23 protein-coding genes are annotated in these 21289 nt (G+C 45.9%); all 23 read left to right on the top strand.

The annotated features are described in order from the left end of the window. The first annotated feature begins 37 nt into the window (after positions 1-37). The 23 genes from AB1I50_RS09540 (at position 38) to mobP3 (ending at position 21151) form a co-directional block, all read left to right on the top strand. Positions 38-3133, top strand: a complete 3096-nt coding sequence (locus tag AB1I50_RS09540) for a SpaA isopeptide-forming pilin-related protein (RefSeq protein ID WP_407723798.1) — start codon at positions 38-40, stop codon at positions 3131-3133. Then, positions 3133-3489: a DUF7768 domain-containing protein gene (locus AB1I50_RS09545; protein WP_407723799.1), complete on the top strand. Its 357-nt coding sequence runs from the start codon at positions 3133-3135 to the stop codon at positions 3487-3489. Before AB1I50_RS09540 ends, AB1I50_RS09545 begins: the two co-directional genes overlap by 1 nt. Beyond that, the gene (locus AB1I50_RS09550) at positions 3470-3802 is read left to right on the top strand and encodes a DUF3852 domain-containing protein (protein ID WP_316619339.1); all 333 of its coding nucleotides are present in this window, start codon (positions 3470-3472) and stop codon (positions 3800-3802) included. The genes AB1I50_RS09545 and AB1I50_RS09550 overlap by 20 nt, the downstream gene beginning before the upstream one ends. Before the next feature lie 116 nt (positions 3803-3918). Further along, positions 3919-4248, top strand: a complete 330-nt coding sequence (locus AB1I50_RS09555; RefSeq protein ID WP_316619340.1) for a helix-turn-helix domain-containing protein — start codon at positions 3919-3921, stop codon at positions 4246-4248. 148 nt (positions 4249-4396) lie between these two features. After that, the gene (locus AB1I50_RS09560; protein ID WP_407723800.1) at positions 4397-4918 is read left to right on the top strand and encodes an SLOG family protein; all 522 of its coding nucleotides are present in this window, start codon (positions 4397-4399) and stop codon (positions 4916-4918) included. A gap of 132 nt (positions 4919-5050) precedes the next feature. Then, entirely contained in the window at positions 5051-5338 is a 288-nt protein-coding gene (locus AB1I50_RS09565; RefSeq protein ID WP_407723801.1) for a DUF6809 family protein, read from the top strand. 136 nt (positions 5339-5474) lie between these two features. Then, positions 5475-6353 (top strand): conjugal transfer protein TrbL family protein, encoded by an 879-nt coding sequence (locus AB1I50_RS09570; protein ID WP_407725335.1) that lies wholly within the window; start codon positions 5475-5477, stop codon positions 6351-6353. A gap of 10 nt (positions 6354-6363) precedes the next feature. Further along, the gene (locus AB1I50_RS09575) at positions 6364-6750 is read left to right on the top strand and encodes a hypothetical protein (protein ID WP_407723802.1); all 387 of its coding nucleotides are present in this window, start codon (positions 6364-6366) and stop codon (positions 6748-6750) included. Between the two features lie 105 nt (positions 6751-6855). Beyond that, complete coding sequence (locus AB1I50_RS09580) at positions 6856-7965, top strand: HipA domain-containing protein (protein WP_407723803.1); 1110 nt, start codon at positions 6856-6858, stop codon at positions 7963-7965. A gap of 68 nt (positions 7966-8033) precedes the next feature. Further along, entirely contained in the window at positions 8034-8294 is a 261-nt protein-coding gene (locus AB1I50_RS09585; protein WP_407723804.1) for a hypothetical protein, read from the top strand. A gap of 5 nt (positions 8295-8299) precedes the next feature. Next, positions 8300-8893, top strand: a complete 594-nt coding sequence (locus tag AB1I50_RS09590) for a hypothetical protein (RefSeq protein WP_407723805.1) — start codon at positions 8300-8302, stop codon at positions 8891-8893. Next, positions 8883-9710, top strand: coding sequence for a class B sortase (locus AB1I50_RS09595; RefSeq protein ID WP_407723806.1), 828 nt, complete (start codon positions 8883-8885; stop codon positions 9708-9710). Before AB1I50_RS09590 ends, AB1I50_RS09595 begins: the two co-directional genes overlap by 11 nt. Positions 9711-9814: 104 nt before the next feature. Continuing rightward, on the top strand, positions 9815-11647 hold the full coding sequence (locus tag AB1I50_RS09600; protein ID WP_407723807.1) for a VirB4 family type IV secretion system protein: 1833 nt from the start codon (positions 9815-9817) through the stop codon (positions 11645-11647). After that, positions 11644-12234: a DUF6329 domain-containing protein gene (locus AB1I50_RS09605; RefSeq protein WP_407723808.1), complete on the top strand. Its 591-nt coding sequence runs from the start codon at positions 11644-11646 to the stop codon at positions 12232-12234. Before AB1I50_RS09600 ends, AB1I50_RS09605 begins: the two co-directional genes overlap by 4 nt. Positions 12235-12280: 46 nt before the next feature. Then, complete coding sequence (locus AB1I50_RS09610; RefSeq protein ID WP_407723809.1) at positions 12281-13648, top strand: phage tail tip lysozyme; 1368 nt, start codon at positions 12281-12283, stop codon at positions 13646-13648. A 78-nt stretch (positions 13649-13726) separates the two neighbouring features. Beyond that, positions 13727-14662, top strand: coding sequence for a pentapeptide repeat-containing protein (locus AB1I50_RS09615; RefSeq protein WP_407723810.1), 936 nt, complete (start codon positions 13727-13729; stop codon positions 14660-14662). 16 nt (positions 14663-14678) lie between these two features. Next, positions 14679-15512: a pentapeptide repeat-containing protein gene (locus AB1I50_RS09620; RefSeq protein WP_407723811.1), complete on the top strand. Its 834-nt coding sequence runs from the start codon at positions 14679-14681 to the stop codon at positions 15510-15512. Next, positions 15512-15778, top strand: coding sequence for a hypothetical protein (locus tag AB1I50_RS09625; protein ID WP_407723812.1), 267 nt, complete (start codon positions 15512-15514; stop codon positions 15776-15778). Before AB1I50_RS09620 ends, AB1I50_RS09625 begins: the two co-directional genes overlap by 1 nt. Before the next feature lie 12 nt (positions 15779-15790). After that, entirely contained in the window at positions 15791-16006 is a 216-nt protein-coding gene (locus AB1I50_RS09630; protein ID WP_316621000.1) for a DUF6103 family protein, read from the top strand. Next, complete coding sequence (locus AB1I50_RS09635; protein ID WP_316620999.1) at positions 15999-16673, top strand: DUF6103 family protein; 675 nt, start codon at positions 15999-16001, stop codon at positions 16671-16673. The genes AB1I50_RS09630 and AB1I50_RS09635 overlap by 8 nt, the downstream gene beginning before the upstream one ends. A gap of 582 nt (positions 16674-17255) precedes the next feature. Continuing rightward, positions 17256-18743 carry an IS5 family transposase gene (locus AB1I50_RS09640; protein ID WP_407723075.1) on the top strand — a complete coding sequence of 496 codons (1488 nt, stop codon included), beginning with the start codon at positions 17256-17258 and terminating at the stop codon, positions 18741-18743. Between the two features lie 27 nt (positions 18744-18770). After that, complete coding sequence (locus AB1I50_RS09645) at positions 18771-19148, top strand: hypothetical protein (RefSeq protein ID WP_407723813.1); 378 nt, start codon at positions 18771-18773, stop codon at positions 19146-19148. Then, positions 19148-21151: a MobP3 family relaxase gene (mobP3, locus tag AB1I50_RS09650; RefSeq protein ID WP_407723814.1), complete on the top strand. Its 2004-nt coding sequence runs from the start codon at positions 19148-19150 to the stop codon at positions 21149-21151. Before AB1I50_RS09645 ends, mobP3 begins: the two co-directional genes overlap by 1 nt. Positions 21152-21289 lie beyond the last annotated feature (138 nt).

A 21289-nucleotide genomic window follows, 5' to 3' on the forward strand; every position in this document is an offset into this window, starting at 1 on the left:
CTATTATTTTATCTAATAATGAAAGGAAAGGATTTTCATGAAAACTAATATTTCAAAATCAAAGATGACTCGCGCAGGCGCGATTATCCTCGCGGTCATTACGCTTTTATCAACTATTTTTATCATTCCGGCAAATGCGGCGACAGGCGATCCGGCAACGATTACCTTTGATTACGCCTATGATACCGGCGGCAACATCATTACCTACTACGGCACCGTTACCCACAACGGCATTACGGTTGGTACACCCGGCGAGGAGCTTTGCCGCATTTATGCCGACGGCAAGGATGCATACTGCATTCAGCCCGGCTACAGCCTTTACTCGGGCAATACGCTGATTGAGGGCAAGTCATCTGTATGGGATGGCGTGAGTAAAGATAAGCAAAAGGCGGTTAATATCGCGCTTCTCTATGGTAAGCCCGGCAACGCCAAAAATCTCGGCTATACCGAAGGGCAACAGTGGATTGCTACACAGGTGATTGTTTGGGAGCTCCTTTGCGGCTGTCGTGAAACAGGCGCAGGCTTCAAATGTACCAACACTAAGTTCATTGACGCGCTTACAGCAGGTGACCATAACCCCGGTGTGAAAGCTGTGTACAATACCATTGCGAGGGCAATGGCGAACCACCATACCGTTCCTTCCTTTGCGGCAAACCTTGCGTCGAAAGCGCCTACTCACACCATGCAGTATAAGAATGGAAAATATACCGTCACCTTAACCGATAACAACGGTGTACTCAACAAGTTTAACTACAAGACAAGCGGAAATATCGCTGTCAGCATCTCGGGTAATTCCATGACGCTGGCGACTAATTCGCCTATTACCGAGGGAAAAACATTGGCTATCAATAAGAATGTGCCGACTGTTTCAGGCAATTCCGTTCTTGTCGCGTTTGGTGATGCGAATAAGCAGGATGTCATCGTCGGTCTGGCAGCTCCCGACCCGGTTCCGTCTGTATTCAAGCTGAAAACCAGTGCAGGACATCTGAAAATTGTCAAGACTGCCGAGGACGGTAATATCAGCGGTGTTGAATTTACCGTAACAGGTGACAATTATAATCAGACAGCGAAAACCAATGAAAAGGGCGAGCTGATTCTCGCAGGCCTTGTCCCCGGCACATACACCGTAACCGAAGCTCCTTCGGATAAGTATGTGAAACAGCCTGCAAAAACAGTTACCGTAGAAAACGGTAAGACTGCAGAGGTGAAGTTCCACAACACGCTTAATACCGGTGACTGCGACATTATCAAAACCTCCGAAGACGGTGTTGTAAGTGATATTGAGTTTACCATCAGCGGAGATAACTACACGAAAACTGTAAAAACCGACGCAAGTGGTAAAATCCATCTTTCAGGTCTCCGCCCCGGTACTTATACGGTAACGGAAACTCCTTCCGACAGATATGTTACGCAGGAGCCTAAAATGGTTACCGTAGAGAATAACAAAACCGCGACAGTTACATTCCACAACACGCTGAAGAAAGGTACTATCACCATATTTAAGACCGGCGATATTTTCTCCTCTGTGACCGAGGAAGAAGTGACCGAGCCTGTGACCGCAGCAGTGGAAGAAACCACCGCACCTGTGGAAGAAACGACGGTTCCGATTGAAAATACCACCGTCAATGTTGATGAAGCAACAGTACCTGTTGACGTGACTGCTCCAACCGAACCCATTGAGTCAACCGAGCCGACAGCTCCGGCAGAAGAAATGAAGCCGGTTATCAAGTATCAGCCTGTCTACAAGAGCAGCGCGCTTGAAGGTGCTGAGTTTACCATTACAGCCGCGGAGGATATTAAAACAGCCGACGGCACGGTGCAGTATAAGAAGGGCGAAGTTGTTGATACCGTCACCACCGGAAAGAACGGCAAGGCAACTTCCAAGGAATTGTATGCAGGTAAGTATACCGTAACCGAAAGCAAGAGTCCGTATGGCTATCTTTCCAACGGCAAATCCATTACTGTCGAAATCACCTACGGCGGTCAGAATGTAGAGATTACCAACACCGATATCAAGGTAAATAACATTCGCCAGAAGGCTGAAATTACATTACAGAAGGCTCTTGAAAAATATGACCTTCTCGGTATCGGCGACAACGGAGAGATTAAAAACGTCGCATTTGCGCTGTTCGCAGATGAGGACATCAAAGCTGCCGACGGCAAGGTAATCCCGAAGAATGGTCTTATTGAGATTATCAACTGCGATGAAAACGGCAAGGTGCAGTTCAACACAGAGATTCCGTTCGGCAAATACTATGTACAGGAGTATGCCACCGATAAGCACTACATCATTGACAACAAAAAATATCCCTTTGAATTTGCCTATACCGGTGATATGGAAGTACAGCACTTCGATATCTCCGGCGACAAGGAATTTGTCAATGAATTGAAGCGCGGTACGGTTTATACCACAAAGGTTGACGAGGAATATCCCGACAACAAGCTGCAGGGTGCAAAGTTTGAAATCTACGCTGATGTTGACGGCGACAAAACGTATAACGCAGAAGTGGATACCCTTATCGGTGAAATGAACGAGTCTCCTGTTAAGGCAGGCGATTATTACCTCAACAATCTTCCTGCAGGCGGATACTTCCTTTACGAGAAGGAGGCACCCAAGGGCTTTGAGAAGGATGATAACTACTATTACTTTGAGATTGTCGAGGATGATGATATTGTGACCGTCGAAAATAAAGCAGGTGTCGGCTTTATCAACAAGCCGTCCACCGGTGAGCTTGAAATCACCAAGAAGGATGTTGCAACCGGCAAGCCGCTTCCCAAAGCAGGCTTCCGCATCAAGGACGCTGACGGCAAGGTAGTCGCAGAGGGCTATACCGACGAAAACGGTGTTGCCAAGTTTAAGCTTCGCGCAGGTAAGTACACCTATGAGGAATTCGACGCTCCCGAGGGATACATTATCGACACCACTCCTCACGAATTTGAAATTACCGAGAACGGTCAGATCGTCAAGGCGGAGATGACCAACGAAAAAGAAACACCTCCTTCTACACCGCAGACCGGTGATTCCAATATGACCGGATTCTTTATCGGTCTTGGCGCGCTGGCTCTCGGCGGCATCGTCGCCTGTGCAATTCTTTTCTTGAAAAAGAAGAAGGATGACGGTGACGATGAGTAATGCTGAAAAAGGTTTATATTTGCGCACCGATCGCAGGTAACATCGGAGAAAACCTGCAAAACGTCAAGAAATATACCGAATACGCGCTCAGGTGCGGCACAGCTCCGGTTGTGCCGCATTTTTACGCGCTTTGTCTCAACGACGATAATCCCGTTGAACGAAGCATCGGTATGAAAGCAGGTCAGAGCCTGCTTTGGTTTTGCGACGAAATGTGGGTGTTCGGCGATGTTATCTCTCAGGGAATGCAGAAGGAGATTGACTTCTGTAAGATTATGAATATCCGAATCCGCTATATCACGGAAGATATGATTCGGAAAAAGTTAGGAGGAAAGCTTTATGAAAATGAAAAGACTTAACTTGATTTTGAGTGCTTTGCTTGTTATCATTATGATTGCCTGTTCTTGTGCAACCGTATTCGCCGCAGGCGATGTGTCATCAGCGATTGAAAGCACATGGAATGACGCCAAATCACAGATTCAAAACGTGGTAAACAATGTTGTCTTTCCCGTGTTGGATATGATTTTGGCAATCCTGTTCTTTGTCAAGATTGGTTCAGCGTATTTTGACTACCGAAAGCACGGCCAGTTTGAGTTCACGGCTCCGGCGATTTTGTTCGCGTGCCTGATTTTTACCATCACGGCGCCGCTTTACATTTGGTCGGTTATTTAAAAACCTATATAAACTACAACGCTAATAACGATACTGTGTATTATCGTTTCTTTTATAATCTGCCGTTTCAATTTATACTATGTATAAGCAAATTAGATTGAAATTAGGTGTGATATATGATTGATAAAAGAATCGGCAGGCGATTCAAACAGCGCCGTGAAGAACTCGGCTTAACACAAGAAGCTCTTTCCGAAAAGCTTGGTTTAACCACAAACTATATCTCTACAATTGAGCGAGGCGCGTCTTTTCCAAGGTGCGAAAAACTTATCCTTCTGCTCAATGGCTTGGAAACCTCCGCTGACGCCATTTTCTGTGATGTGCTGACACACTCCACGAAGGCTAAGGCGAGTATCTTGTCGGAGCAAATCAGCAGTCTGCCAAACGAGGAACAACAAAGAATCCTTGACATGGTAGAGCTTATGGTGAAACAGGCGAAAAGCAAATAAACGAAGGCTGTGTGAATTTTTCATGCAGCTTTTTTATATTATTATATTATTAAATTTCAAAATTCGACAGACTTTTACACTGCTTTATGATATACTATGTATTAGCGATATATAATATAACGCTAATATACAGATAGGTGGTTAAAGTATGGAGAATTTAACGTGTTGTTTCACCGGTCATAGACCGCAGTCGCTTTCGTATGGCTATAACGAGCAAGATCCGCAGTGTATTAAGCTTCGCATGGTGATATGGAATCTGATGAACAAACTGATAAAAGAAAATCTCGTAACACATTTTATTTCAGGCATGGCGCTTGGAATAGACCAAATGTGCGCCGAAATGGTAATTGCTCTTCGTGACAAACATCCCGAAGTCACTTTGGAATGTGCCATCCCTTGTGAGGAACAGGCAGTAAAATGGACAGAATCACAGCGTGACCGCTATTTTTGGATTGCGGAGCAGTGCGATAAGGAAACCTTGGTTCAGCATCATTACGATAAGGATTGTATGCAAAAGAGAAACCGGTATATGGTGGATTCGTCTGAAATCGTAATAGCTGTCTGGAACGGAAATCCCAGCGGCACCGGGAATACAGTTCGTTACGCGCAGGAGAAGGGAAAAACAATTTTTGTAATTAATCCCGAAACCTTATCAATACAAATCTTATAACGGAAACAGCCGTCAGGATAAAAAGGTCTTGACGGCTGTTTGACTGTATAAAAGGTTTTCCAAAAATTTGGCTTTTTAGCTGGACTTGCGTAAAAAACGTGGTATTCTTGTTGGCTGAAAGGAGGCGAAATAATGGATTTTTTCAGTGAGCTTTATCACGGAGACATCTATCCTGAAGAAGAAATAGCTGTTCACATTGCAACTGACCCAAAGTACAAGGAGTTATCGTCGAATCTTTCTCAGGTTGCGGCACAACTTACAAATCAGGATGAAAATATTCAGCAGCTTGTTAAGCAGTACCGAGATGGTTTTGATAAACTAATCGGGCTGCATGAGCTTCACGCTTTTAAAATTGGATTCATTCGCGGTGCTGAATTAAAACGAGCAATCTCAAAAACAAATAACGAACCGTCTGTGTAGCTGTACATAGGCGGTATTTTTATCAACAAATCAGGCAACCGTCACACGGCGGTTGTATCTGTTTAAAGGAAGTGATAAATAGATGTTCGATTGGATCGGACAAATCGTTGAAGCCATCTCCAATGCAATTGGTGGAATGGTGAGCTTTTTAGGCACACAAATCGCAAACGCCATCTTTGACGCCATTCTGAAATGGGTTTATGAGATGATTTATAACGCGGTAGCCAATTTCTTTACGGAAATGGGCAAAATGGGTGCGGAAATGTTTGACCTGAGTTGGGTGCAGGCAACCGTTACCTTGTTTACCTACTTTGGCTGGGCATTGTTTGCGGCCGGAACCGTAGTGGCAATTTTTGATGTTGCCATAGAGTATCAAAACGGCAGAGCCAATATTAAAACTGCCTCAATCAACGTGCTGAAGGGTTTCTTTGCCTGTTCGCTTATTGGTATAGTCCCGGTTGAATTATACAAATTCTGTATATCCCTACAGAACACCTTCGCCCATGGAATAACAGGGCTTATGGTAGCGGGAAAATCGGTAGATTTGGCCGGAGAAAGCACCTCTGTTTTAGAAGGAACATTTAAGGTGTCGGCACAAACCAACTTTAATTTGTTTAATTTACTGTGCCTTATTGCATTTGCATACTGTGTGGTCAAAATATTCTTCCAGAATATCAAGCGCGGTGGTATCTTGCTGATACAAATGGCGGTTGGCTCATTGTATATGTTTTCCGTACCGAGAGGATACACAGACGGATTTGTGCAGTGGATGAAGCAGGTTGCGGCCATTTGTTTGACCGCTTTTTTACAGACAAGCATCCTATATCTCGGCTTACTGACATTCCCGGACAACATGCTGCTCGGCATGGGCATTCTGCTGTCGGCAAATGAAGTGCCGCGTATTGCACAGCAGTTCGGTTTGGATAGTTCGGTTAAGGTTAATATGATGAGCGTTGTTCACGCAACAACTACAGCGGTTAATCTGACGCGTTCGGTTGCCCGGGCTGTAAAGTGAGGCGAGGCACATGAACACAAACGGAGAATTTACTAAGGGAGACCTCGATGTTGAGCATGATATGGATGTCGATTGTTATATAGGGGAGGAAATCCTTGTAAGTTTTGAATGCTGGTTTGATGTAAACAGTAAATTCAACATTAACATATCTCACGATGAGGACACATGGCTGAATATGTATGGAAGGTATAATCCGTATGAGGATACGCTTTCAGTCGAATGTGAGATAGACCGCGATGACGGCTCATCGTACTTCGATTACATTCCAACCAATGCGGAATCACAGCTCATGAAAGACCTTATCACAGCAAAAATCCATGAGGCTTATCATCAGACACCCAAGGAGTTCTGTGAGGATGCCTTTGACAATGGCATAGGAATCGGAGAAATGCAGTAATGATGATTATATACTCTATTGACTGTTTCAAAAATATAGGGTATACTGTGAACAACGGAAAAACTGCGGAAAGGATGCTTATCTCATACGAAAGGCGGCGAGAAAATGATCAGTATTACGGGAGAACTATTATCAGAGGATAAGGTGATTGCCACCGTAAAAAAAGGCGAAATCACCGATTGTGATGATACGCTCCTGCCTTTGTACTTAAAAAGGACAAAGGATTTTGAGGGATGGCTTGCATCACGCGCCATTGATACTCACAGAACAAACTCAAGACTGCTGAAAAAAGCGCTTCGCTTGCATACAGCTGATGACGCGCAGATTGCGCTCGCCGTGAATGCCGCAACCATAACGGATCGATATTGGTTCCGACCCGAGGGTTCAAATGCAACCTATGAGGATATTCGCTTCAAGGAGAATTACTTTGACAGTCTTGCACTGCGAGGAGATCCAAACGGCTTTTCTCACAAGCCGTCCAGAACGCCGGAGCTGACCAACACCGGAAGCTACGAAAAGTGCTGGCGGCTGATTGACGGAGCTTGGTGGATGTATAAGAGCGGTAATCAAAACGAATATTTTTCGGAGCTGTTTATCTGCAGGCTCGGTGAAAAGCTGGGCTTTGACATGGTTCATTATGAGCTTCACGACGGATATATCCGTTCAAAAAACTTCACGGACGGAACGTCATATAACTTCGAACCGATGTCTGCGCTTGTCGGTGATAACGATGATTACAGCGTTTGCTTTGACGAAATCTACGCAATTTCGCCGCAGCTTGCCGAACAGTATCTCAAAATCATCTGGTTGGACAGCATATGCTATAACATGGATCGGCACACAGAAAATTTCGGATTCCTGCGTGACGCACATACAGGAGAGATTATCTCCATGGCGCCGAACTACGACAATAACATCGCGCTCATATCTCGCGGATACCCAAACAGCACCAACCGTGAGCACGACGGAATCATCGGCTTTTTCCGCGATTTTGTCCAAAGCAATCCCACAGCAAAGTCTATGCTGCAAGATTTGCTACTGCCGGAAATTACGGATGAAATGATAGATGAATGCTTTGCCGGAATCCCTATTGAGATAAACCGCAACTTCGTAAAGGCATTTATTCTAAACGGACAATGCGTTGTTCGGGAAATTATTTCGGAAGAACCTTCCGAGGATGAAACGGAACAGGATTCCTTTGATTTGACGCTGTAAAAAGAGTAAAAAATATTTTTTATCAAGACGCTGCTGAAATGCGGCGTCTTTTTATTTGGAGGAATACAATGACACAATATATTTATCCGCAGAATCTCCGTGCAAAGGCAAACCTTTGGCTTTGGAATCTGCGGGATTTTTTGATTATGGGCATTGCCGCACTGCTATCGGTTGTGATTTTGGTGCAGACACACATTTTCCTTCCCGCGGCGGCGACCTTGCTCTATGCCTTTCTCAGCATTCGTTTAGATGATACTACCATCATCGACTATCTGAGATATGCTGTCAAGTTTTTTATCAGCACACAGCAATACTTTGAATGGAGGTGAATTGCTTGGCAAAAAAACAACAGAAAAAGAAAAAAGGACGCTCGGTTCAGCAGCTCATCGGCATTAAGACCTTCACTAAACACGGAATCAGGGTTGGCAAAGATGAGCTGCTTTTTTATGCAATCACACCGACCAATATTTCGGTACTTTCCGCAACGAATATTGAGGCGAAAATCCGAAACATGATGGTGCTGCTTTCGGCAATGCCGGACATTGAGGTTAGCTGTACCGATTCATCGGAATGCTTCGATGACAACAAGCTCTATCTGAAGGAACGACTTGAAGATGAGCCGAATCCCAATATCCGCAAGCTGATTAAGAAGGACATGGATTTTCTCGACAGTATTCAGACCGATATCTCCACTGCGCGTCAGTTTATGCTTGTAGCACGAATCAAGGGCGGCAAGTCTGATAAGCAGAAGTCTTCGGCTGACATTGAGCGTAAGCTCCGCGAGGAAGGATTCGACTTCCGTCATCTGAAAAAGCCGGACATCAAGCGTATGCTCGCCATTTACTTCGACGCAAGCTTATACGGTGAGCAGATGCCCGATGTCGACGGCGAACAATTCTTGGAGGTGAATGGCGGCAGTGAAGATTAAAATTATCCTCTGTGTCTGTCTTGCTGTCTGTCTGACAGCACTTGGCGTTTCGGGTTTTATGCTTTACAACGATTACGCGCAACGACAAAACGATCAGAACGCTTTTGAACAGCTGGATGAAGTGACCAGAGCTACAAATGATGAAGCTGTTCCCGATGAAACAGCTTTGCCCAATACCACTGAAAGCGCTACGTTTGACGCAGATACGGCGGCAAAGGTTGACGAACAGGATTTTGTACACCTTGCCGGTGAAACTTACCGGAACCACGCCCATGATTTCAAATCACTGCGTGAAATCAACAGCGAGTGCATCGGATGGCTTTCCATATACGGAACCACCATTGATTACCCTGTTATGCATACGCCGAGTAATCCCGAGAAATATCTCAATTTGAATTTTTACGGCGACTACAGCGTTTCAGGCGTTCCGTTTCTTGACGCAGGCTGTAAATTAAACGGCGATAACATGATTATTTACGGCCATGATATGAACGCCGGAACCATGTTTGCTCCGTTGCTGAATTATACAAGCAAAAGCTTTGCACAGCAACATTCGGTGATTCAGCTTGAAACAGAACAGGGTGTAAAAAAGTTCAGCGTATACGCTGTTGCTAAAGTCAAGAGCAATGATATGTTCTATAATCTCAAAAATGCACCTAACAAAGCATTTTTTGAACAAAAGATAAAGGACATATCTCAGAGAGCCTTGTACACCATCGGTAACCAGCTCAAGTACGGACAAAAACTCATTACGCTTTCAACCTGTACAAACGACGGCCAGGATAACCGTCTGATTGTGGTTGCCGTGCAAAAATAAATAACTAAACCATTATATCAGTCGTTTTGCGAATGCTTAACGGCTGATTTCTGTTGTATGACTTCTTGCGCATTCTGCTTCGCAAAACGGCGCAAGGAGGAATTATGGCAAAGAAAAAAGAGAAGGTACTCACGCCGGAGCAGCAAGAGGAAATCCGAACCAAGGACTTCTTTGACTGTATTCTGCCGGGTACTATCAAATTTCATACCGACTATTACATTATCGGTGACAGTTTCCGTTCTGTATGGGCGTTAAAGGAGTATCCGCCGACAACGGAAGAACAGGCGATTTTGTCGCAGCTCGGCGACCGGAACGGTGTTACGCTGCGTATCTATCACAGACTGGTCGAATCCTTTGAGCAGCGCAAGATTATGCAGAACGCCACCAGAGCAAACAAACTGAAAACAGGCGGTACCGACGTGAACGATACCATCGAGGCGGAAGGTAACCTGCAGGATGTTATTCAGCTTATGGCAAACCTTCGCAAAAACAAGGAAATACTGCTTCACTGCTGTGTTTTTATAGAGTTGAAGGCAAAGACGTTGAAAAAACTGCGCGATTTGCAGAGCGACATCACAATGGAACTGACACGTTCAAAGCTCTCCGTGGATAAGCTGACGCTGCGGCAAAAGGAAGGTTTTCTCTCTGTTCTGCCCGTGGGCGCGAATCAGTTCGGCGCGCAGTTTGAGCGCGTTTTGCCGTCAAGCTCAGTTGCCAATCTCTATCCCTTCAACTTTTCGGGCAAGACCGACCCGAAGGGTTTGTACATCGGCAGAGATAAGTTTGGAACGAATATCTTAGTTGACTTCGACAGACGAGCCGAGGACAAGACAACGTCCAATATCCTGATTCTCGGTAACTCCGGTCAGGGAAAGAGCTATCTGCTCAAGTTGATTCTGACAAATATCCGCGAGTCCGGCAAATCCATAATCTGCCTTGATCCCGAAGCGGAGTATGAGGAAATCTGTTCTGCGCTCGGCGGCACCTACATTGATTTCATGTCCGGCGACAGCATTATCAATCCACTGGAACCCAAAGCATGGACAGACGGTTCGGGAGAAATTGATATTGATACGCCCGAAGCCTTTAAGAAGGTGACAAGGCTGAGTCAGCATATCGCTTTCCTCAAGGATTTCTTCCGCAGCTACAAGGATTTCAGCGACGCGCACATCGACACGATTGAGCTGATGCTGATTAAGCTCTACAACCGTTTCGGTATCACCGATACGACCGACTACAGCCTGCTGAAATCAACCGATTACCCCACCATGAGCGATTTTTACGACCTTTGCGAAAAGGAATACAAAACCTTTGACGGCAGCATCAAGCCTCTTTATTCAGAGGACATTCTGCGCGAGGTTTGCCTTGGACTCAATTCTATGTGTATTGGCGCCGAATCAAAATACTTCAATGGCTACACCAACATCAACGACTCTGAGTTCCTTGTGTTCGGCGTTAAGGGCTTGATGGACACGAACAAAAAGCTGAAGGATGCGCTCTTGTTCAACATTCTGTCGTACATGAGCAATCAGCTTCTCGGAAAAGGCAGTACGGCGGCGTCCATCGACGAGCTGTATCTGTTTTTGACGAATATGACGGCGATTGAGTATATTCGAAATGCGATGAAGCGTGTCCGCAAAAAGGACAGCTCAATCATTCTCGCCAGTCAGAACATTGAGGATTTCCTGATTCCGAGCATCCGTGAATTCACAAAGCCGCTGTTTTCTATCCCGACGCATCAGTTCCTGTTCAACGCCGGTCAGATTAACCCGAAGGAGTACATGGATGCGCTCATGGTTGAGCCGAGCGAGTTCGAACTGATTAAGTATCCCGACCGCGGCTCCTGTCTTTACCGCTGCGGCAACGAGCGGTATCTCCTTCAGGTAATCGCACCCGATTATAAATCCGCTATGTTCGGAAAGGCAGGCGGCAGATGATTATTGAAACACCCTTACAGTATAAGGCGACAGACTTGCAAACAGAAAGGTGTCAGGTAGATGAGGTAGTAACCCTCGGACACTGGCAGTTTGAATATTTGAAAAACTGTACATCGGATGATTTTGATTTCATTGCAGAATTGCGCGATAAGCTACCGGTCACCAACGACAATACCCGCCACTGCATTTTGGCACTTGACGAAGCAGGCGACGACGGCATCCTGATCGATCCGCAGGGCTACAGCTATCCTCGATATTCTGCCTACGTTCCAAACGCCAAGCAAATGCTCGCGATGGAACAGCATCCGAGCTTGCAGGCGTATGTCCAAGATATGATGGACGTAGTTGAGGAAGTAACGCAGCTTGCAGTGAACAGTCAGGAGAACGGCGAATTTCATTCCGATTTATCTGATATCGAAATTGACTTTCAGCCGAATGTATTGGATAAGTTTTTGCTTGCAGATATGCTCAACACCCGTCCCGAGTTTGAGAGTGTGGAATACACGGATGGAGAGTTAAATGCTGTGATTTCCGGGGAGTATCTTGCAAATGACAGCGGAGAAGAAATGTCGGGAATGGAAATGTGATTGACGGGCGATACAACAGAAACCCTCTTTTTAAACCGGAGGTGATATGATGAGTTTTTCTGTAGGCGCGGCCTTGAAAAAGGTTGCCGTCTCATTATTAACAGATAAAAAGGTTTTAAAATGGGCAGGCGGTATCGTGCTGGGTGCGTTAATCATCATCATGATACCGTTTGCCGTTATTATTTCTCTCGGCACAGGACAAATTAAGATTGACACCGAGGGCTTAAAGGCTGCGGTTAAGGCTGAGATGAACGAAGCGGATTGGGCAAAAATTGAACAGATGGACAAGATTCTCGGACAAATCACATCGAAGATGCAGGCAAAAAAATTTACCGATGAACAAATCCAAAAGGCGCACATGCTGTACATGGGTGCTTTATACGAAAAGGCAGGTGACGCCAAGTTCGTGGATAATATTGTTTCATGCTTCAAGGCAAAGCAATCTGACGCGGAATTGATAAAGGCGATAAATAAAAAGTTTGGAACAAACCTTACAAACGACGCTTTCAACTATTCCATTGGTTTGTCCGGCGGCGACACGGATATCGTAAAGGTTGCCAAAAAGGAATTAGGCAATGCCGGCGGTGAAAAATATTGGCGGTGGTACGGCTTCCCGTCCAGAGTAGAGTGGTGCTGCGTTTTCGTATCTTGGTGCGCTAATCAATGCGGATATCTTGATTCGGGTTTAGTGCCTCAATATTCCGTTGTCGATGACGGCGCAGATTGGTTCAGATCAAAGAATCAATGGCTGCCCGGTTCGGCGACGCCGAAGCCGGGAAATATTATTTTCTTTGATTGGGAATACGACGGCTTGGATGGTAACGGTGACCACACCGGTATTGTTGAGAAGGTGGAGAACGGCATTGTTTATACCATTGAAGGTAACAGCGGAGACGCGGTTCGCCAAAAACAATACGCTGTCGGCCACAGGGAGATTTTAGGCTACGGTCAATTCAAACAGCCCGAAAAACCTGTTTCGGGAGACACCGCAACACAGGTATGGACTTACCTGAAGGGCTATGGATATTCAGACAGTGTCGCCGCCGGTATCATTGGCAATATGATGCGCGAGTGCGGCGGAGACACGCTCGATTTGGATTGGGATATCGTCGGACATTTTAACGGCGATGAATTCTACGGCTTGTGTCAATGGTGTCTGGAATATACGCCGTCCGGCTTCAAGGGTTCTTCCATCAAACAACAATGCGATTATCTGCACAGTACCATTCAATCTGCGTTTGCTACTTACGGAGGAAATTATAACGGTATAACCTATACCGAATTTTTGAAATCCGATACGCGCACGGCAGCGATAGTGTTTGAGCGTGTGTATGAGCGCTGCGGCGATTACGCATTTGAGGATTCCCGCAGAGCCGACAACGCCGAAGCTGCCTATAACAAATTTCATAAATAGAAGGTGAAAGACATGAACATTAATATTGAACTTCAAAGGAAACCTGAAGATTACAGATTGGACAATTGCGTGATAGATGTGGTTGAAGAAATACCGCACGAATCGTTTGAAACTTTTCAAAATTATCCGACAGCCCGTTATGGCGCGATTACCAACAGTCTCCACAGGCTCCCGGAGGACACCAAGAATGAACGTCACTGTATTCTGCTGTTGGACGCGGACGGCAACGACGGCTTTCTTGTCAATCCGCATGGTGCGGACTATGCAAGGTATTCTGCTTTCGTTCCAAACGCAAGACAGATACTGCAGCTGCAATCTCCCAGCCTTGAAGAATTCGCAGGCAGAATGTGCCGTATGGTTGAGAGATTCACGGCACAGGCACTTCAAAAGCAGGAAAACGGTACCTATACGCTTTACTTGGATGAGGTTGACAGTGCGTGTGACTGCGAATTATTTGACCGCACATTGTTCACCGAGATGATTGCCGAGTGCAGTGAGTTCTTCGATGTAGAGGAAAACAATGGCGATTTGATACTTGAAATCAATCCAGAATTCCGCAAAGCCGCAGCAGTCAGGCATTTAAGCCAAGGAGAGTTAGATGTTATTTGCGCAAACCATTCCCTGTGGCTCAATGACGCGGGCGGCGAACAGGCTGATTTGTCAAACTGTGTACTGCGCGGACTTTTCCTCTGTGGAAGGGATTTGTCGCATAGTATCTGTAACCGTACTGTTTTTGATGATTGCAATTTGCAGTCAGCCGATTTCAGTAACGCCGTGTTGGTTGGGACTGGTTTTGAGAATTGTGATATGCATAATATCTATGCCAAAGGCGCCAATCTTACAAACGCTTCTCTTACTGGTTGCAATCTGTCCGGCACAACAGCAGTTGAATGTATGCTGACGAATGAAGTGGTCAAGGACTGTAATCTGGATGCGGTGTATTCCTTGGATTGCAAGGGAGAGCCTGAAGTGTTTTCGGATGACGAAGCCGAAGGGCTTTCACCGATACTGTGAAAGGGAGTGATTAACAATGAAAAACGAAGACTTGAAACGTATCGCCCGTTATTGCGTGACGAGCGGAACACAGAATACAACCGACGGAAAATGGAGCGTCAGCTATGATGAACTGAGTCATCACTTCGGCGTTGACAAAACTGACATCAACGGCAACGTACAGCTTCTTACAGATATGCTGAATCAGCAAGAGGAAATCAACGATTTAATGATGACAGAGGACTGTATCGAGATGACCTATCATATGGAGCACTGCCCTCTGTGCCGTCAGGGTGGTATCGCGGGCGCTCTTGCGCTCTCGTCTGTGCTCGGCTGCAACATAACAGATGAACATGAGGAACCCAAGTACAAGCCGTTGCCGTATGATGAGGTTGAAACAAAGCTCGCCCGTCAAATTCTCTGGCTGTATGCCGGAGAAGGCGAACAGCAATGCTTCTCAAGGTGCGAAATCTCGAATCAAAGTTTTATCGCCCGGGATTTTCCAAACCTCTCATTTTACAATTGCCGTTTCAACAATGTTGATTTCAGCGAAGCGGATTTTAGCTACTGTACTTTTGAAAACTGCGATTTCGTCGACTGTGACCTTTCATACGTCAAAGCCGAAGGTGCGGATTTTACGGGTTCCGATTTTTGTGAATCTACATTGCGCGATGCTCGGTTTGACACCTGCAATTTCAAGGGCGCAAAACTGAATGAAGTACACGGTTGGCCGCGCCTGCAGTTCTGCTGTATTGAGGACGCAGATTTCGGTGAGGACGACGAAGCAGTTGATTTGGATGACTGCCGTGAAAGTGAAACCGAGTGGGAAGCCGAGCGCGACAGCAACTATCTTGAAACGCAGGTGTTATGATGGCAAAGGGTAAAATGAAATCCGTTTACGGTATCTACAAAAAGCATGGACGCGAAGCGTTTCTCGACGCGGCTGAGTACTACTCCTGTCATGTCAACCCGAACAGCATTGAAAAAACCATCGATGAGATGGAGTCCCGCTGGTATGACCGCTCGCACACCATGACCGAAGCCGAAAAGATGGTGGAGGACTACAACAACGGCAATACAATTCTGAACGATGACTGCCTTGCGTTTGTGGACGCAGGGCAGTCGTTTGGTATGTAGGAGGCTGAGAAATTGAAAAAAGCAACCGTCACCGTTTCATACGATGAAGACAAACTTGATGCGCTGAAAAGATATTCGGAGCGGAAGGGCATTGACGTTGAGGATGAATTGGTAAAATCCATTGATACGCTCTACGCGCGAAATGTACCGTCAGCAGTCAAAGAGTTTTTGGATATGAAAAAAGAGCCGTTAAAACCCAAGCGACAGGAGGTGAATAGCAATGGCTAACAAGGAAGTAACTCTGCTGTATAACGAATACCGGCTCCGCGCCTTGGAAAGTGCGTTGGAGGAAAACGGCAGCTCGGTCGAAACAGCTTTAAAGAATACGCTTGATTCTCTCTACCGGAAATTCGTACCGCATTTGGAACGGGCGAAAATTGAATCTCGCATTCAGCAAGAGGAAGCTGTAGCTCGTGTGAGTCCTCAGAATACTGTCGGTGTCTTCCATCTTCACAACACGGACGGCGATATCAATTTCTCGTCGCGGTATGTCAGAGGACTGTTTAAATTCGCAAAGCTCTACAGTGAGTATATGCAGTTCGACATCAACCAATACACCGTGGATTCTGTCGTTGGATATTTTGGAGAGCATAGAATCCTTGACCATGAATTGTTTTCCATGGTGTGCGATACCTTTCGAAGTTCAGACAACATTAGCGTTATAGCGGATATTGATTTCGAGAGCGGAAATGTTTCTGTTCTTGAAAAGGGTGCAGATGATTGGCACACCTATCGTCTCAGCGACGTACTCTCAGCCGTTAGAGCTTCAGAAGCGCAGGCTGATTTGTTCGACTATGAGAGAAAAGCACTCTTTGAGGAGCAGCTCGAGGGCAAAGAATTGGAAATCTCTACAGACGCCGTGTCTGAGGACGCAGGCTCACAAATACAAATGTAGCAGCCCTGTTCGCCCGTGTTTCGCCCTGTGACGGCTTTTCTGCGAGTGGTCGGGAAAGTAGCCGCACAGGACGTCTACGCCGGATTTGGGCGCGTGTCGCACGAACACACAAACAAGTCGGAAAACCACGTGTCGTAAGCGAGCCGCTTTTGGCGGAGTTTAACCCGGGTATTATGCACAAAGAGTCTTTGCCCGAATAAATCGGGCGTCAAAGCAGGAGAAAGGTGCGACGCTGTTTGACTGCGCCGCACCGGTTCACAGCGGACGGCAACGCCGACCGCAAGCCATTTTTCGGGCATCTTTGTGCAATAATCTTACGTTCAACGTTTTTTGAAAGACTTGAAAAAAGGTTGAACCTTATAGCTTTTTATGGAGTATTTCGGCTTGAATTCGCAGTTATTTGCGACGCTGTCGGAAAGGAGGAACAATGGCGACAGAAAAAAATAAGTAGTCACTGCCTTCAAAACAAGCAATCAGTAAAATTCTCGATAAACAGTGCATTTTTCATCGAAATGTGCTATAATAAGTGCAAGAAAATAATCAAGAGCAATAAAAAAGCTTGCACTTAAGTTAGAGGACAGTATGTATAAGTTCCATAGAAATCAACAAATGAGTTTTACAGATTTCAATCAGCCCGCAGGGATGCAGATGGATCCTGAGAACCGCTGGGTAAAGAAGGCTGCGAGTATACCGTGGTACGACATCGAGATAAAATATGCCGCGCTGTTTCCGAGCGAGACCGGTATGCCGGCAAAACCTTTACAAACAGCTCTCGGGTCGCTGATGATCCAGAAGAAATATGATTATTCCGACCGTGAGCTTGTCGAGCAAATCAAGGAGAATGCCTACTACCAATACTTTATCGGACTTCCGGGATATTCTTATGAAGCGCCTTTTGCGCCGTCACTTTTGGTAGAGTTTCGCAAACGTCTGACAGATGACATCCTTGAAGACATCAACGAAATGATGATCCAATTCAATCTGCCTGAAAACAATGAAGACGATGATTCGGATAACAACAGTCACTCCGATGGCGGCGAGGATGCTGAAAGCAAAGAGAATGAGAAATCCGAAGCAGACAACAAAGGCACATTGATTCTTGACGCTACCTGTGCTCCTCAGAACATCTCTTACCCGCAGGACATCAATCTGCTGAACGAGGCAAGAGAAAATCTTGAATCCATCATAGACGATATCTGCTATACCTACAATTTTTACAAGCCAAGGATGTATCGCAAAAACGCGAGAAAAGATTATCTGAATTTGGCGAAATGCAAAAAGCGTACCAAGAAAAAGATCCGCAAGGCGATCAAGCAGCAGCTTCAGTATATTCGTCGAGACCTCGGCTATATCGATATGTTTGTATTAGCCAACGGAGTAGTTCTTACCGAAAAGCAAGCCAAGCGGTTAACGGTCATCAAAGAGCTGTATGAACAGCAAAAGTACATGTATGACAACAATGTTCACAGCGTCAAAGACCGCATCGTCAGTATTTCTCAGCCGTATATCCGACCCATCGTGCGCGGCAAAGCAAAAGCTCCGGTAGAATTCGGTGCAAAGCTGGATATGAGCATTGATGAAAACGGATTCGCACGGTTAGAGAGATTATCCTTTGACGCTTACAATGAAGCGGATGTGCTCATCTCGGCAATAGAGAGATACCGCAAGCGAACCGGACGCTATCCCGAAAGGGTGCTGGTCGATCAGATATACCGCAATCGGAACAACAGAGCTTTCTGCAAGAGCAAGGGTATCCGTATATCCGGTCCGGCTTTGGGGCGTCCAAAAAAAGAACCGACGCCGGAGGAACGCAAAACTGCATACAGTGATAACACGGATCGTATCGAAGTCGAGCGAGGCTTCAGCCTCGCAAAGAGATGCTGCGGCTTGGGACTCATCAGAACGAAGCTCGATACAACGACCCGTTGTTCCATTGCGCTTTCCCTACTGGTATTGAACCTCGAAAAATTAGCAAGAGGTTCTTTGCGCCGATTTTTGGGATTCCTGTACGACGTAATATCAATGCTGCTGAAGCTGAAAAATAACCTCATATCCGTTTCGTGCGGTTAATGAGCAGAGACTAAGTATACAATTTGGATGTATCCGGAAACATGGGAAAAGGTGAAGGAACTGTATAAAGAGGCAGGCTGCCCAAGAAAATCCGACTTTATTGAACAGGCAGTACGGTTCTATGTGGGTTATATGACCGCGGAGAACAAGGCTAATTTCCTGCCGAATATGTTCCTTTCCAATATGAGAAGCATCGTTCGTGAGAGCGACAATCGAAACAACAGAATGCTATTTAAGCTGGCGGTTGAGATCGCTATGGTTGAAAATATTCTTGCCAACCTCAGTAAATATGATCCGCTTTCAGTGGAACGACTTCGCGGTCAGTGCATAGAGGAAGTCAAAGGAATCAACGGTATGATGCAATTTGAGGATGCGGTTGACTGGCAGGAGTCGTGGCGTAAATAATGGCAAAGCTTGTCACTAAATTCAAATATCTTAAACCCGGCAAAAAGAAAAAGGGTGGCTACGCTCGCTACATTGCTACCCGTGAAGGTGTAGAAAAGATAGATGATTCTCAAAAAAATGAACCGGCAACAGAGAAACAACAGCAGTTTATTACGAAAATTACCGTTGATTATCCAGAGGTAAAAGAGTTGTTGGAGTACGAAGATTACACATTAAAGCCAACGGTTGAAAACGCTTCCGAACTAATTTCGAGAGCAATGGAACAGGTTGCCGACGATATTCTCGACTCAAAAACCTATGCGGACTACATCGCAACCCGACCAAGAGCACAGAGGTTTGGTGCTCACGGACTCTTCAGTGATGACGGTAAGCCCGTGAATCTTCGAAAAGTTTCTCACGAATTAAACCTCCATGAAGGAAATGTTTGGACAGCAATTATTTCTCTTCGGCGCGAGGACGCAGAACGTTTAGGGTATGATTCGGGCGAGCGCTGGCGCGATATGCTTCGTGCTCATACCCAAGAATTCTCCGAACAGTTCCACATTCCGATGGAGAATCTCCGTTGGTTTGCCGCGTTTCATAACGAAAGCTACCATCCTCACGTCCATATGATAATCTATTCTACAGATACATCAGCAGGCTATCTATCAAAAAACAACGTCAATAATCTTCGCTCCTCTCTCGGAAAAGAAATATTCGCACAGGATTTGGTATGCAAATATAAAGAACAAACCGCCCACCGTGACTCACTCAGAACAGAAAGCAAAGAGCTTGTTGCCAATATTATTGCTCAAATCAACCAAGGAAATTATGACAATCCAGTGCTCGAAACCAAGCTGTTGGAGCTGTCAAAAAAACTTTCCGAGACCGGCGGCAAGAAGGTTTACGGCTACCTTAACGCCGATACCAAGGCGCTTGTCGACGAGATTGTGGACGAGCTTGCCGGTGATGAACGGCTCAGTCAGCTCTATGAATTGTGGTATCAGGACAAGGTTTTTATCCGCAGCACCTACACGGACGAGCCTGCCGAGCGAGTCCCACTCTCGCAGAACAACGAGTTTAAGCCCATTCGCAACGCCGTTATCCGTGAGGCACTCAACATTTTCGAGGATAGATTCACGGTTGAGGACGAGAATGAAGTTGTCGCGAGCGAAACGGAATCAATCCATATACCGCTCGATGACAGTGATGAAGAAGAACCTTCACAGCCTCGCTTCTCTGAATTTGAACGCCTGAAAAGGAAAGCCAAAGCCGGAAATATGTATTCTCAATACGCCCTTGCCAAGCTGCTTCTCAACAATGACAGTGAAAATTATGACCCGGAATCTGCTGTTGACTGGCTAAAAAAATCATCCGAGCGCGGAAATTCCGTTGCCAAATACCGTCTTGGCAAGCTGTTTTTGCTTGGAGAAGATGTTCCGCAAGATACCGGTGAAGCTCTCCGTTGGCTCAATTCCGCCTCTGATGACGGCTATGAGTACGCTCAATATCTTCTCGGAAAGTTGTACGCGGAAGGAACAGTTGTGGAGAAGGATGTGTTTATGGCTCTGCTTTATCTGGAAAGAGCCGCCTTGGAAAACAACCCTTATGCAGCGTATCTCGCAGGTAAACTGCGGCTGACAGATGCGGAAAACCGCGATACTCACAGAGCTGTTGAGCACTTCACAACTGCTGCTGAAAATGGAAACAGCTACGCTGAGTACATGCTCGGCAAAATGTATCTCTACGGAAACGGCGTGGAAAAGGACACAGACCTGGCTCTTTCGTATCTGAATCTATCTGCCGAACACGGCAATCCCTATGCCCCGCAGCTTCTGTACAATCTCAGCCACAGTAAAAATCCGACGGTTGCGATGGCGGCGTTTCGGTTACTGCAGCACCTTGCCCGTATTATTCAGAACCGTATTGAAGATGAACGCAAGAGCAGAGAAAACATGACAGATAAAAAATTACGACGAATAATTGACGCCAAGCGTGAGGCGCATGGTCTCAAGCATGGTTAAGGAGAGTGACAATTTATAGCAAAATACAAATATTTTACTGACGATCAGAAGGACACCGCTCGTCAGATTGACCTTGTCGAACTGCTCCGAAGTCAGGGCGAAACGCTGAAGCGCTCCGGCTCTGAATATGAATGGAAC

This window comes from Ruminococcus sp. NATIVEDY161 (genome assembly GCF_045819895.1).
Classification (GTDB): Bacteria; Bacillota; Clostridia; order Oscillospirales; family Acutalibacteraceae; genus Ruminococcoides.